General features: G+C 73.8%; 10 protein-coding genes, 4 tRNA genes and 1 other RNA gene. 9 read left to right on the top strand and 6 right to left on the bottom strand.

Annotated features, from left to right (window positions below; all coding sequences use genetic code 11):
• Positions 1-162: 162 nt before the first annotated feature.
• The 8 genes from AC07DA_RS14080 (at position 163) to AC07DA_RS14045 (ending at position 4,726) form a co-directional block, all read left to right on the top strand.
• A complete protein-coding gene (locus tag AC07DA_RS14080) occupies positions 163-480 on the top strand; it encodes a histone-like nucleoid-structuring protein Lsr2 (protein WP_365091789.1) in 318 nt (105 codons plus the stop codon).
• Positions 481-612: 132 nt separating this feature from the next.
• A tRNA-Gly gene (locus tag AC07DA_RS14075) sits at positions 613-684 on the top strand.
• Positions 685-764: 80 nt separating this feature from the next.
• A tRNA-Gly gene (locus tag AC07DA_RS14070) sits at positions 765-837 on the top strand.
• Between the two features lie 126 nt (positions 838-963).
• Positions 964-1,929 (top strand): ABC transporter ATP-binding protein, encoded by a 966-nt coding sequence (locus AC07DA_RS14065; RefSeq protein ID WP_479127741.1) that lies wholly within the window; start codon positions 964-966, stop codon positions 1,927-1,929.
• Complete coding sequence (locus tag AC07DA_RS14060; RefSeq protein WP_479127739.1) at positions 1,926-2,723, top strand: ABC transporter permease; 798 nt, start codon at positions 1,926-1,928, stop codon at positions 2,721-2,723. The genes AC07DA_RS14065 and AC07DA_RS14060 overlap by 4 nt, the downstream gene beginning before the upstream one ends.
• A gap of 22 nt (positions 2,724-2,745) precedes the next feature.
• A complete protein-coding gene (locus tag AC07DA_RS14055) occupies positions 2,746-4,011 on the top strand; it encodes a sensor histidine kinase (protein WP_479127857.1) in 1,266 nt (421 codons plus the stop codon).
• Positions 4,008-4,628 (top strand): response regulator, encoded by a 621-nt coding sequence (locus AC07DA_RS14050; RefSeq protein ID WP_479127737.1) that lies wholly within the window; start codon positions 4,008-4,010, stop codon positions 4,626-4,628. Before AC07DA_RS14055 ends, AC07DA_RS14050 begins: the two co-directional genes overlap by 4 nt.
• A 22-nt stretch (positions 4,629-4,650) precedes the next feature.
• Positions 4,651-4,726: transfer RNA gene (locus tag AC07DA_RS14045), tRNA-Gly, on the top strand.
• Positions 4,727-4,768: 42 nt separating this feature from the next.
• On the opposite strand, the gene AC07DA_RS14040 is transcribed toward AC07DA_RS14045, so the two are convergent.
• From AC07DA_RS14040 to ffs, 6 genes are all read right to left on the bottom strand, one after another.
• On the bottom strand, positions 4,769-5,668 hold the full coding sequence (locus AC07DA_RS14040; protein ID WP_479127735.1) for a phosphoribosylaminoimidazolesuccinocarboxamide synthase: 900 nt from the start codon (positions 5,666-5,668) through the stop codon (positions 4,769-4,771).
• A gap of 69 nt (positions 5,669-5,737) precedes the next feature.
• Positions 5,738-7,213, bottom strand: coding sequence for a N,N-dimethylformamidase beta subunit family domain-containing protein (locus tag AC07DA_RS14035; protein WP_479127733.1), 1,476 nt, complete (start codon positions 7,211-7,213; stop codon positions 5,738-5,740).
• A 229-nt stretch (positions 7,214-7,442) separates the two neighbouring features.
• Positions 7,443-9,287 carry a M48 family metalloprotease gene (locus tag AC07DA_RS14030; RefSeq protein ID WP_479127856.1) on the bottom strand — a complete coding sequence of 615 codons (1,845 nt, stop codon included), beginning with the start codon at positions 9,285-9,287 and terminating at the stop codon, positions 7,443-7,445.
• A 351-nt stretch (positions 9,288-9,638) separates the two neighbouring features.
• Entirely contained in the window at positions 9,639-10,889 is a 1,251-nt protein-coding gene (gene purD / locus AC07DA_RS14025) for a phosphoribosylamine--glycine ligase (RefSeq protein WP_479127731.1), read from the bottom strand.
• Positions 10,890-11,006: 117 nt separating this feature from the next.
• Entirely contained in the window at positions 11,007-13,502 is a 2,496-nt protein-coding gene (locus tag AC07DA_RS14020; protein ID WP_479127729.1) for a DNA polymerase III subunit gamma and tau, read from the bottom strand.
• A 49-nt stretch (positions 13,503-13,551) separates the two neighbouring features.
• Positions 13,552-13,646, bottom strand: an RNA gene (gene ffs / locus AC07DA_RS14015) — signal recognition particle sRNA small type.
• Between the two features lie 73 nt (positions 13,647-13,719).
• Here ffs and AC07DA_RS14010 point away from each other — a divergent pair.
• Positions 13,720-13,804, top strand: a tRNA-Ser gene (locus AC07DA_RS14010).
• Positions 13,805-13,923 lie beyond the last annotated feature (119 nt).

The raw sequence follows: 13,923 nt of genomic DNA, 5'->3' as shown, positions 1-13,923 counted from the left end.
CATCGACGAGCACACACGCGAAAATTTCCGGGAAAGATTCCCGATCGACACCCGGAACCTATTGCGTTCGGACACGCGGAAGGATTTAGTCGGGCTTCACCATGCATTGTCAGGGCACTGTAGAAATGAATTGGCAAGTGCCGCAAGAAGGGACCGATATTCGTGGCGCAGAAGGTCGTGGTCACTCTCTTTGACGACATCGACGGCTCGGAAGCGACGGAGACGATCGCCTTCGGACTGGACGGCCGGTCGTACGAGATCGACCTGAGCGAGGTCAATGCCGGTGAACTGCGGAAGGCGCTCGCGCCCTACGTGGAGGCCGGCCGCAAGCGGTCCCGCTCGGGCAAGGCGTACCGGCAGACGGAGGTCGCGCCCGACCCCTCGGCGGTGCGCGCCTGGGCCCAGGCCAACCGGATGGAGGTCCCCGCGCGCGGGCGCATCCCCAAGAGGGTCTACGAGGCGTTCAGCGCCGCGCAGTGACGGCCCGCCGGGCCCGCCCCGACGACCGGTCACCGGCCCCTCGCGGCAACCGACTTGCGCAGCACCCCCGCTGATCAGCTAGAGTCTGGAGCACGCCGAGGGGCACGGCCGAAAGGCCAGCTCACGGAACACGCGGGTGTAGTTCAGTAGTAGAACATCCCCCTTCCAGGGGGAAGGCGCAGTGTGCGATTCCTGTCACCCGCTCCGCACCGCCGTACCGACCACTGATGTGGATCAGGTAGGCTGGTGCCCGCACCGGTCAGTGAGAGCTGGTCGGGAGCAACGCGGACGTAGCTCAGTTGGTAGAGCGCAACCTTGCCAAGGTTGAGGTCGCGAGTTCGAGCCTCGTCGTCCGCTCGGGAATGAGACCCCGGTCCTGATGGACCGGGGTCTTTTCGTTTCCCCTCCCCCTCTGACATTTGTCATGCCGAGTGATGACAGCGCGCACTGCTCGACGGGCCGTGCGGGCGGAACGCTTGAGGCATGGAAACCAACGGACACGAACACGTGATTGAGGTCACTGACCTGCGGCGTGTGTACGGGGGCGGGTTCGAGGCGGTACGCGGCATCAGCTTCACCGTCCGGCGCGGAGAGGTCTTCGCGCTGCTCGGCACCAACGGCGCGGGCAAGACCTCCACCGTCGAACTGCTGGAGGGCCTCGCACCGCCGGCGGACGGCCGGGTGCGGGTCCTCGGACACGACCCGTACACCGAGCGGGCCGCCGTACGCCCCCGCACCGGCGTGATGCTCCAGGAGGGCGGCTTCCCGTCCGAGCTGACCGTCGCGGAGACCGCGCGGATGTGGGCGGGGTGCGTGAGCGGGGCCCGGCCACCGGCGGAGGTGCTGGCGCTGGTCGGGCTGGAGTCCAAGGCCGGCACCCGGGTCAAGCAGCTCTCCGGCGGGCAGCGGCGACGGCTGGACCTCGCGCTCGCCCTGCTCGGCGATCCCGAGGTGCTGTTCCTCGACGAGCCGAGCACCGGCCTGGACGCCGAAGGGCGCCACGACACCTGGGAGTTGGTGAGCGCGCTGCGCGACGGCGGCACGACCGTGCTGCTCACCACGCACTACCTGGAGGAGGCCGAGCAGCTCGCCGACCGGCTGGCGATCATGCACGAGGGCCGCATCGCCGCCACCGGCACCCCGGCCGAGGTCACCGCCGCCGAGCCCTCGCGGATCTCCTTCGAGCTGCCGGAGGGCTACTTCCTCGGTGACCTGCCGCCGCTCGGCGAACTCGGCGTGGCCGGGCACGAGACCGACGGCCGGACCGTCCGGCTGCGCACCCGTGAACTGCAGCGCACCGCCACCGGGTTGCTGATGTGGGCCGACCGGGCCCGGGTCGAGCTGCGCCGCCTGGACGTGCGGTCGGCCTCCCTGGAGGAGGCGTTCCTGCAGATCGCCCGGGAGGCATCCGCCGAGCGGGCCACGACGACGAAGGAGTACGCGGCATGAGCGCCGTCCCCACCGCACCCCGCCCCGCGGCGACCACCGCGCCGAGCCGGATGGCGGCCCTCGCCCGCGCCGAACTGACCCTGCTGGGACGCACCCGGGGCGCGCTCGTCGCCGCGCTGTTCGTGCCCCTGGTGCTTCCGGTCAGCGCGTCGCAGGCGGCCCGCGAGATGGACCTCGCCAAGGCCGGACTCGACACCGGCACCTTCGTGCTGCCCGCCGCGATCGGCTTCTCGCTGCTGTTCGCCGTCTACTCGGTGCTCGTCGGCACCTTCGTCGTCCGGCGGGAGGAACTCGTCCTCAAGCGGCTGCGCACCGGTGAGCTGCGGGACGGCGAGATCCTGGCCGGTGCGGCCCTGCCGGCCGTCCTCACCGGGCTCGCGCAGAGCCTGCTGCTGGCCGCGGGGTGCACCGTGCTGCTGGACGTGGCCGCGCCGGCCGCCCCCCACCTGGCCGCCCTCGGACTGCTGTCGGGGCTCGTGCTGTGTGCCGCCCTCGCCGCCGCCACCGCGAGCTTCACCCGGACGGGAGAGAGCGCCCAGGTCACGCCGATGCCGCTGATGATGGTCTCGATGGTCGGCTCCGGCATGTTCGTGCCGCTGGAGCTGCTGCCGGACCAGGTGGCGAGCGTGTGCGAGCTGCTGCCGCTGACGCCCGCCGTCACCCTGGTGCGCGGCGGCTGGACCGGTGACCTGTCCGCCTCCGACACGCTGGGCGCCCTCGCGGTCGCGGTGGCCTGGACGGCAGTCGCCGTGTTTGCTGTACGGCGGAGGTTCCGCTGGGAACCGCGGCGCTGAGCGGATGGGGAGTGACGGACTGATGCGCGGGCCGGGCAGGTGGTGGCGGCAGCAGAGCAAGCCGGAGAAGGTCGAGACGTACACCCGGTGGTCGTTCCACTTCTTCGCGGTGGTCGAGTTCCTCACGGTCGGCCTCACCGTCCTGGTCCCGCTCGGGGCGTGGCCGGGAGCCGCGCTGCTGCTGCTGGTGGGCGGGCACGCCGCGCTGTGCTTCGTCATCGTGTCGCGGGCGCTGGACTGGACGCGCGGCCGGCGGCCGCAGCCCGTCAGGCTGCTGTGGGCGCTGGCCGCGCTGACCGCCGCGGTCGGCATCGCCTCGCTGGCCATCGCGGACGGGCGGGACGGCGAACGCGCCGACGCCGCCGCGGGCGGGGCCTTCGCGGTCGTCGTCATCGTCGGGGCCGGCATCGTCACGCTCGGCGTACGCGACCGGCGGCGCGTGTTCGCGATCGTCGGGGGATGCGCCGCGGGCGCCTGGATCGTGGCGTTCACCCGCGGCGCCCCCCTGTCCGAAGCGCTGTTCGCGTCGGCGATGGTGCTGTTCGGCTGCGGGCTCGTCGCCTTCACGGCCGTCGTCTCCGTGTGGCTGCTCGACATCGTCTACGAGCTCGACGAGGCCCGCGAGACCCGCACCCGGCTCGCCGTCGCCGAGGAGCGGCTGCGGTTCGGGCGGGATCTGCACGACGTCATGGGGCGCAACCTCGCCGTCATCGCCCTGAAGAGCGAGCTGGCCGTGCAGCTGGCCCAGCGGGGGCGTCCGGAGGCCGTGGCGCAGATGGTCGAGGTGCAGCGGCTCGCGCAGGAGTCGCAGCGGGAGGTGCGCGAGGTCGTACGCGGCTACCGGGAGGCCGACCTCGCGTCGGAACTGGCCGGTGCGCAAGGGGTGCTGGCCGCCGCCGGGATCGACTGCACGGTGAGCGGACGCACCCCGGCGGGGCTGCCGGCCGCGGTGCAGTCGGCCCTGGGGTGGGTCGTACGGGAGGCCGCGACGAACGTGCTGCGGCACGGGGACGCGCGGCGGTGTGCCGTGGAACTGCGGGTATGGGAGGGGCGTGTGGTGCTGTCCGTGGAGAACGACGGGGTCACCGGAACGGAAGGGGGCTCGTCCGCCGCGCCCGGTTCGGGGCTCGCCGGGCTGCGGGAGCGGCTGGCGAAGATCGACGGGACGCTGGAGGCCGGGCCCGTGGGCACGGACCTGTTCCGGCTGACCGCGGTGATTCCGCTGCCGCCGGACAGCGCCCCGCACGGGTCCGCCGCCGCCCGTGGCGTGAGCGAGGTCACGTCGTGACGGCCGCGCAGCCCGTGCGGCTGCTGCTCGCCGACGACGAGCACCTGATCCGGGGGGCGCTCGCCGCGCTGCTGGCGCTGGAGGAGGACATCACCGTCGTCGCCGAGGCGGCCACCGGACCGGAGGCGCTGGCGATGGCCCGGGCGCACCGGCCGGACGTGGCCGTGCTGGATCTCCAGATGCCCGGCGCCGACGGTGTGAAGGTCGCCACATCCCTGCGCTCCGAACTGCCCTCCTGCAGGGTGCTCATCGTCACCAGCCACGGGCGGCCCGGCCATCTGAAGCGGGCGCTGGAGGCCGGAGTGCGGGGGTTCGTGCCGAAGACGGTGAGCGCGCAGCGGCTGGCCGAGCTCATCCGCACCGTGCACGCCGGGAACCGTTACGTCGACCCGGAGTTGGCCGCCGACGCCATCGCCGCCGGGGACTCGCCGCTGACCGCGCGGGAGGCCGAGGTGCTGGAACTGGCCGCCGACGGGGCGCCCGTCGCGGAGATCGCCGAGCGGGCCGCGCTGTCCCAGGGGACCGTGCGGAACTACCTGTCGTCGGCCGTGTCGAAGCTCGGGGCGGAGAACCGGCATGCCGCGGTGCGGCTCGCGCGGGAGCGAGGTTGGGTATAGTGGTTCCCGCGCCACGGCGCATGCGAACGTAGCTCAGTTGGTAGAGCGCAACCTTGCCAAGGTTGAGGTCGCGAGTTCGAACCTCGTCGTTCGCTCCAGCGAGAAGCCCCCCGGTCCCGGCCGGGGGGCTTCTGCGTGTCCTACGACCAGCGGGTGCCGGTGAGGCGCTCGTAGGCCTCCACGTACTTGGCGCGGGTGGCGTCGACGACCTGCTGCGGCAGGGCGGGCGGCGGCTGCTCGCCCGTGCGGTCCCAGCCGGACTCCGGCGAGGTCAGCCAGTCCCGCACGAACTGCTTGTCGTACGACGGCTGCGCCCGGCCCGGCTGCCACTGGTCGGCCGGCCAGAAGCGCGAGGAGTCGGCGGTGAGGACCTCGTCGGCGAGGACCAGGGTGTCGCCGTCGAAGCCGAACTCGAACTTGGTGTCCGCGAGGATGATGCCCCGCTCCCGGGCGATGTCCCGGCCGCGGGAGTAGACGGCGAGGGTCGCCTGGCGCAGCCGGGCCGCGGTGTCGGCGCCGACCTGGCGGGCGACCTCCTCGTAGGAGACGTTCTCGTCGTGCTCGCCGACCTCGGCCTTGGTGGCCGGGGTGAAGATCGGGGCGGGCAGCTCGCTGCCGTCGACCAGGCCCTCGGGCAGGGCGAGGCCGCAGACCGTGCGGGTCTCGTTGTACTCGGCCAGGCCGGAGCCGGTGAGGTAGCCGCGGGCCACGCACTCCACGGGGACCATCCGGAGGTTCTTGCAGACGAGCGTGCGGCCCTGCCAGTCGGCGGGGGCGCCCGCGGGCAGCTCCGTGCTCAGCACGTGATTCGGCACGAGGTCGGCGAGCTGGTCGAACCACCACAGGGACAGCTGCGTGAGGATCCGGCCCTTGTCCGGGATCTCGGTCGGCAGCACCCAGTCGTACGCGGAGATGCGGTCGCTGGCGACCATCACGAGGTCGCCCGCCTCGTTCTGGTAGAGCTCGCGCACCTTGCCGGTGTGCAGATGCACCAGGCCCGGAATCTGGAGCGGCTCGGGCTTTTCGACGAATCCGGACACGGTTCCTCCCCGTGGTTCTGTACCAGTGGCTCGATTCTCCCGTATGCGAGCTTGGTCACCGACAGCGGGTCAGTCGCGTTTGCAGATGCGGTCCAGGAGGTTGGCGGTGGCGCGCTGGACGCGGGCGTCGACGTGGCCGGGGCGGTCCAGGGCCGGGGACCAGGCGAACGTCCCGGACGCGAAGACCCAGGCGCCGGAAGGGGCGCGGTAGAGGGACGTCTCCTGGTGGCGCAGCACACCCTCCTTGTCCGTGTACGGGGAGTGGGCGAGCAGGACGCGCTCCTCGTGCTCGGGCAGCGGCGTGCGCGGGAAGTAGCGGTCGGCCTCGCCCGCCACCAGGTTCTCGATCTCGTCGCCCTCGTGCGCCCCGGTCGCCTCCCACAGCCAGTGCCCGGCGTTGCGCACGACCAGGGGGTGCGGCTCGGGCACCTGCCCCGCGTACTGGATGCCGAGCAGCTGCTGCTCCGCCCGGTCGATCTCCCGCCACAGCACCGGCTTGCCGGGGCCCTTGCGCTTGCGGCAGGTCAGCAGCCGGTGCGGGACGCCGGACGGGGAGGGGCCCAGCTCCACCTGCCAGTACAGGGAGTTGGCGGAGAGGAAGACGAGCGAGGTGCCGGCGTCGCGGGCGACCTCCACGGTCCGGCGCATCTCGGCCGACCAGTACTCGTCGTGGCCGGGGAAGACCAGGCCGCGGTAGCGGGTGGGGTCGACGCGGCCCGCGTGCAGGTCGCTGGCGTCGGCGTAGGCGATGTCGTAGCCGTAGCGCTCGGCCCAGCGGATGAAGTCGTAGGCGTGGCCGACGTGCAGCGGCAGGCCGGCGCCCGCGTACGGACGGTCGAAGGAGACCGTCGTGGCGGCGTCCGCCTCGCCCAGCAGCCGGCCCTCCTCGTCCCAGGCGTGGTACAGGCTCGCGCCGGTGCGCCCGTCCTCCGGGTAGAGGTTGTAGGCCTGCCAGGTGATGTCCGGCAGCACGAGCAGCAGGTCGGCGGGCTGGTCGTGGCGGACGGTGAACGGCACGTGGGAGCGGTAGCCGTCGGCCGTGGTGAGGACCGCCACGTACGCGCCGATGTTCCAGTACGACGGGACCTGCAGGCGCCAGGACAGCCACCAGTGGTGGCAGGAGACCGTGCGGTCGGCCGTGAGGGGCGGGGGCTGGACGATGCCGGACAGGCGGGGGCTGGTGGTGATCTTGGCGGCGCCGTCCCCGCCGTAGTGGCCGATGCGGTAGATGTCGACGGCGAACTGCTGGGGCGGGTCGACCGTGATGTGGAAGTCGATGGCCTCGCCGGGGGCGACCGCGCCGGTGGAGGTGAAGCCCTTGATCTGGAGGTGGACGTCGTCGGCCGCGCGGGGGCCGCCGGAGCGGCCGCCCTCGCGCCGGGAGTGGGGCGCGTCCTGGTCCACGTACCAGGGGACGATCTGGCCCGTGTCGTCGAAGTACGTCACATTGCCGCGCAGCCACGGAACGGGGCCCTGGCCGAAGGGATCCGTCACGGCGTGCGCCAGTGCTCCCGATTCCCAGCGGCGGATCTGCTCCGAACGCATAGTCGCTTTCCCCTCCCCTTCGCCCCCGTGGTGGTGCCTGCCGATGTGGTGTGTGGTGTTGTTGTGTCTTGCGTGGTCTTGTGTGTTTGTCGTATGTCGCGCGCCTTTGCCGCGCGCGTGAACGGTCCAAGCACATCACATAACGCGCGCACTTCGTCACTGTTCGTTTTGAATTGGCCAGAAGCGGAAGGTGAGGCTCCGCGGGTGGGCACCGGGCGAGCGGCCGATGTCAGGCGAGGCGGACCGGCTTCTCCGGACGTATCCCCAGGTCGGCCAGCCAGGTCCGGAGCGGGGTCGCGTCGCCGTCCTCGATCAGGGCGAAGACCTTCGGTGCGAGATCCGGCGTGCGGGCGCCGTCGACGAGCAGCGTCGGGCCGTCCAGCCAGTCCAGGCCGGGCGTCGCGCCGGCGGTGTCCATCGCCGCGCAGCAGACCATCGCCGTGAGGTGGTCGGCGAGCAGTTCACGGGCCGTGCGCGGGGGCTGGAGCGGGAAGAGGGGGAGCGTGCGGTCGTCCCACAGCGCCGCGGGGTCGGCGGCCGTGGCGTCGGCGGCCGTGCGGGACGGGCGGGGCGTCGCGGCTTCCTCGCGGGACAGCTCGGCGCTGAGGCGGGCGGCGAGGGCGGCACTGCGGGGGGTGGTGCCGGAGAGGTCTTCGTCGTCGGTGGTGGTGTCGGTGGCGACGGCGGAGGCGGCGGCGTGGGCCGTGGCCGGGGTCGGGCCCGGTGCGGCCCCGCTCGCGAGGGCGCCGTCGGCTCCCGGGACGGTGTCCTCGCCCCCTGCCGCGAGGCCGTCGGCGGAGAGGTCCGCCAGGTGGTCGAGCACGCGGGCGAGGGTCGGGGCGCCGGTGGCGGAGGCCGTGGGGCCGGGGGCGGGGCGGACGCCCAGCGCGTCCAGGACGCGGTGGAGGCGGGCCGCGTCGACGCGCCACTTGCGGTCCACGACCTCCTCCGGATACTCGCTCCAGTCCACCGGGGACCAGTCGGGCCGGGGCCCCGCCGGTCCGCCGTGGAAGAGGCGGGCGGCCAGCAGGGAGGCGGCCTCGTCGACCGCGCCCGGTTCCTCCAGCAGATCGCAGGCGGGCCGCTCACCGAGCCGGGACGCGAACCCCTCGGCCAGGCGGTCGCGCCGGGACAGCTCCGTCAGCGCCGCCACGACCCCCGCGTCCAGCCGGGACGGCCAGCGGCCCATCCGCCAGGCGGGCAGGGCGACCCGGGTCAGCAGCCGGTCCCAGCCGGCGTAGGCCAGGCCCACCTGCTCCTGGGCGACGATCCGCAGGCCGTAGTCCACAGCCTGTGCACGCTCCGCGGCCGCGGCCGCCACGCCCCGCTCCATCTCGGCGGCGTGCGCCCGGCAACTGCGCAGCAGGACCCTGGCCACCCGGCCGGCACCGGCGAGCACCAGCCGCGACACCGGATCGCGGCGGGGCGCCGAGGTCACCGCGACGGCGGCGTCCAGGCCTCGCACGAAGCGCCGGGCGGCGGCTATGTCCGGGTGGGCCGAGGGGCCCGTACCGGCCACCACCGGGGCGAGGACCGCCCGCAGCTCGCCGACCCGCATCCACCACAGGAACGGGGACCCGATGACCAGGACCGGCGCGACCGGGTGACGGCGGTGGGCGTGCCCGCCCGCACCGGCTATGTCCTCGTGCTCCTCCGCCGGTGGCGGGCCGTGGGCCCGGTGCGTGCGGTCCTCCAGCCAGCTGTCGCAGTCGGGTGTGAGCGCTATCGCCGAGGGCGCGGGGACGTCGAGGCGGTCGGCGAGGTCGCGCACCATCCGGTACAGGTCCGGGGCCGCCTCCTCCGCGATGGCGACCGTGGGGCTCACGGCCGGGCGGGCCCGGGCCACGACCAGGGCGACGCCGGCGGCGGCGAGCAGCGCCAGGAGCGCGAGCGGCGTCAGGACCCAGCGGGCGGCGTCCCAGCCCGGACCGGCCAGGTGCCCGGTGGGAAGACCCGCGAGCAGGATCACGGCGACGGCTGCCGGCAGCAGGGCCAGGGCCAGCGCGCGGCTGCGGATGCGCAGCACGACGAGCGCCCGGGCCCGCGCGGCCTGCGCGCCCGCCTCCACACCCATTCCGGTCACGACCGACCTCACCCCCTCCCCGTTGACCTGACGCTTTCCTTGCTCACTCCCCCACTGTGGCACCCGCCACCGACATCGCAATGCCGGTGGGCCAAGTGCCGGAACGCTTGCGCCGCACCCTAGTTGGGGCCTCGCCCCCCGTCAGCCGGATAGGGCATCGGTCACTCGATGGAATGGCTCTGGGGAAAGGTGATGACGGACAGCGAGGATCAGGCCCCCGCCCACCGCACACGTCAGGCCCCGGATCCTGAGACGGATCCGGGGCCTGCGGGGTTCATCGGCGCGGGGGTGGTTTCTCCCGCGACGGGTGGCGGCCGGTGGCGGCCGGCCCCGGCGGGGCGGCTACGCGCCCGCCGCCTCCGCCGCGATGTCCGTGCGGTGCTGGGAGCCGTCGAGGTGGATGCGGCCGACGGCCGTGTAGGCCCGGTCGCGGGCCTCGGCGAGGTCCTTGCCGGTCGCCGTGACGGACAGGACGCGGCCGCCCGCGCTGACGATCGCGTCCCCGTCGCGCCTGGTCCCGGCGTGCAGCACGTAGGCGTGCGGGGCGTCCTGGGCGGCGACCTCGTCGAGACCGGTGATGGGGTCGCCGGTGCGCGGGGTGCCGGGGTAGTTGTGCGAGGCGACGACCACCGTCACGGCCGCCTCGTCGCTCCAGCGCAGCGGCTCCAGGTGGGCGAGGTTGCCGGTGGCCGCGGCCATCAGCAGACCCGCCAGCGGGGTCTTGAGGCGGGCCAGGACGACCTGGGTCTCGGGGTCGCCGAAGCGGGCGTTGAACTCGATCACGCGGACACCCCGGGAGGTGATCGCGAGACCGGCGTAGAGCAGACCGGAGAACGGGGTGCCGCGGCGGTTCATCTCGTCCACCGTCGGCTGCAGCACGGTCTGCAGCACCTCGTCGACCAGCTTGGGATCGGCCCACGGCAGCGGGGAGTACGCGCCCATGCCGCCGGTGTTCGGGCCCCGGTCGCCGTCCAGGGCGCGCTTGAAGTCCTGGGCGGGCTGCAGCGGCACGACCGTCTCGCCGTCGGTGACGGCGAACAGGGAGACCTCGGGCCCGTCCAGGAACTCCTCGATGACCACGCGCTCGCAGGCGGCCGCGTGCGCCCGGGCCGTCTCCAGGTCGTCGGTGACGACGACGCCCTTGCCCGCGGCGAGCCCGTCGTCCTTGACGACGTACGGAGCGCCGAAGGCGTCCAGGGCCGCGTCGGCCTCCGCCGCGGTCGTGCAGACGTAGGAGCGGGCCGTGGGCACCTCGGCTGCCGCCATGACGTCCTTGGCGAAGGCCTTGGAGCCCTCCAGCTGCGCGGCCCGGCCGGACGGGCCGAAGACCGGGATGCCGGCCTCGCGCACGGCGTCGGCGACACCGGCGACCAGCGGGGCCTCCGGGCCGACGACCACGAGGTCCGCGCCGAGGCGCTGGGCCAGCTCGGTCACGGCGGCGCCGTCCAGGGCGTCGACCTGGTGCAGCTCGGCGACCTCGGCGATGCCGGCGTTGCCGGGGGCGCAGTGCAGCGCCGTGACGTCGGGGTCGTGGGACAGGGAGTGGCACAGGGCGTGTTCGCGGGCGCCGCTGCCGATGACGAGGACCTTCACGGGGTCAGCCTAACGGGAGGTGCCGGTCTCCCCTTGTGCGGGCCACCGAAGGCGGCGGGGCGGCGCGTTCGGAGGTTCCTCCGAACAGGCCGCGGCCGGGCGGGTCGGCGCTGTTCGCTACGGCTCGTTCGAGAACTCCTCCACGACCGTCGCGCCGAGCTCCCGGACGATCAGCTCCTGTCCGGACAGGGCCGACTCGTCGAGGTCCGGGTCGTCGTCCTCGGGGATGTCCTCCTCGACGGAGACATGGCGCGGTTTTGGAGCCGAGGGCTGCGGGACGGGGGCTGTCGGCATGGCCGCCGGGGCCGAGGCGGCGGACGCGGAGCCGCCCGGGTGGGGGCCGGGGGCCGCCGGCGCCGCCGACTGGGCGGGGGCGGGGCGCTGGGCGGTCGCCGTACCGCCGCCGTTGTGGCCGGGGCCGAAGCCGGCGCCGGTGTGGTAGCCGCCTCCGGTGCCGTGGCCGCCGCCGGGCTGGCCGCCGCCGTGGCCGGACGGGCCGCCGGGGGCCGGGGGCGCGGAGCCGCCCGAGGGGTCGACGATCGCCTCGATCTTCCACTGGACGTTGAACTGCTCGCCCAGTGCCTGCCGCAGCACGTCCTCGCTGCCGCTGCTCAGGAAGTTGTCCCGGGCGCCCGCGTTGACGAAACCGAGCTGGAGGGTCGTGCCGTCGAAGCCGGCCACCTGGGCGTTCTGGCTGAGCAGGATCCAGGTGAAACGGCGGCGGTTCTTGACCGCTTCCAGGATGTTCGGCCAGAGCATGCGGGGGTCGAGGCCGCCGGGGGCGGGGGCGGCCTGGGCAGGGGGCGGGGCCGGGGGCGCCGCCGGGGGAGCGGCGGGGGCGGGGGCGCTCGGAGTCGCGGCGCCCGCCGCCGGGGTGCCCGGGGCGGGTGCGCCCGGGGCGGCGGTGGGCCAGCCGCCGGGGCGTCGGCCACTGCCCGCGGAGGCGGCGGTGGGCCAGGCGCCGGGGGCGGGGACGGCCGGAGCCTGGGGGGTGGGGGCGGGAGGCGACTGGGGTGCCTGGGCGGCCTGGAGGGGCTGGCCGGGCTGGCCGGGCTGGCCGGGAGCGGCGGACGCGCCGGGGGCGTGCCCGGCCGGCGTAGCGGGCTGCTGGGGCGCCGTGCCCGGCCCGGGCGGCGGACCGTCCTGGCCCGCTGCCGCCGGGACGTGCCCGGGCGCGGCCGTCGCACCGCCGAGGCCCGCGGCGCCGCCGTGGTCCCCGCTGCCGGGGACACCGGCCCCTGCGGCGGGACCGGGCGTCGCACCGGGGGCACCGGCGGGGGCGCCGGGGGTGCCGGTACCCCGGACCGCCGCCCGGGCCGCGGCCGGACCGCCCCCCGGCGGAACCTGGGCCGGAGCGGCGGACGCTCCGCCGGGCGTCTCCTGCCGGCCCCCCGGGGGCGGTCCCGGCGCGTATCCCATGGCGGGCAGGCCGGCCGGGGCTCCCGCGGAGAAGTTCACCCCGCGCTCGATCCGGTCCAGGCGGGCCATGACCGACCGCTCGTCGCCGTAGGCGGCGGGGAGCAGGACGCGGGCGCAGATCAGTTCCAGCTGGAGGCGGGGCGAGTGGGCGCCGCGCATCTCGGTCAGGCCCTCGTTCACGAGGTCGGCGGCCCGGCTCAGCTCGGCGGGGCCGAAGGTGCCGGCCTGGGCCTGCATGCGCTCCAGGACGTCGGCGGGGGCGTCGATGAGCCCCTTGTCCACGGCGTCCGGGACGGCGGCGAGGATCACCAGGTCGCGCAGCCGCTCCAGCAGGTCGGCGACGAAGCGGCGGGGGTCGTTCCCGCTCTCGATCACGCGGTCGACGACCTCGAAGGCGGCGGCCCCGTCACCGGTGGCGAAGGCCTCGACGACGGAGTCGAGGAGCGAACCGTCCGTGTAGCCGAGCAGGGCGGTGGCCATGGCGTACGTCACACCGTCGGACGCGGCGCCGGCGAGCAGCTGGTCCATGACGGACATCGAGTCACGCACGGAACCGCCGCCGGCGCGCACGACGAGCGGCAGCACACCGTCCTCGACCGGGATGTTCTCCTTCTGGCACACCTCGGCGAGGTACTCCCGGAGGGTGCCGGGCGGGACGAGCCGGAAGGGGTAGTGGTGAGTCCGCGACCGGATCGTGCCGATGACCTTCTCGGGCTCGGTCGTCGCGAAGATGAACTTGAGGTGCTCCGGGGGCTCCTCGACGACCTTCAGCAGCGCGTTGAAGCCGGCCGACGTGACCATGTGGGCCTCGTCGATGATGTAGATCTTGTACCGGCTGCGGGCGGGTCCGAAGAAGGCCTTCTCGCGCAGGTCACGGGCGTCGTCCACACCACCGTGGGAGGCGGCGTCGATCTCGATGACGTCGATCGAACCGGGTCCGTTGCGCGCGAGGTCCTGGCAGGACTGGCACTCACCGCACGGGGTGGGCGTGGGTCCCTGCTCGCAGTTCAGGCACCGGGCCAGGATGCGCGCGCTGGTCGTCTTGCCACAGCCGCGCGGCCCGCTGAACAGGTACGCGTGGTTGACCCGGTTGTTGCGCAGCGCCTGCTGCAACGGGTCGGTGACATGCTCCTGCCCGATGACCTCGGTGAAGGTCTCCGGGCGGTAGCGGCGGTACAGAGCGAGAGACGACACGCATACGAGGTTATAGGCGCCCACTGACATCGGGCCCCGCCCGGGGAACGCAGACGCCCCCCACGCACCCGCCAGAGCCGACCTACCCTTGCTGCCTTCCGGCCCTGGGGGAGTTCAGTCAGATAGCGCCGCGTGAGGGGCTGCGCCAAGGCTACCTGATGTCGGGGCCGGGGAACGAGTTCGCGAGCACTCCTCTCGGTCATGTAATGTTTCCGGCGGAGGATTCGCCTAGAGGCCTAGGGCGCACGCTTGGAAAGCGTGTTGGGGGCAACCCCTCACGAGTTCGAATCTCGTATCCTCCGCCTCAGCCCAGCAGGGCAGAAGCAAGGCCCCGACCGGTTGCCGGTCGGGGCCTTCTTCGTTCGCGGGCAGTTTTTGTCTGTTCAAGCCATCTCGATTCCCGGGGGAATGGGTGAGGTCT

The organism is Streptomyces sp. NPDC044921 (genome assembly GCF_056432865.1).
This window is presented reverse-complemented; position numbering and strand designations above follow the sequence as displayed.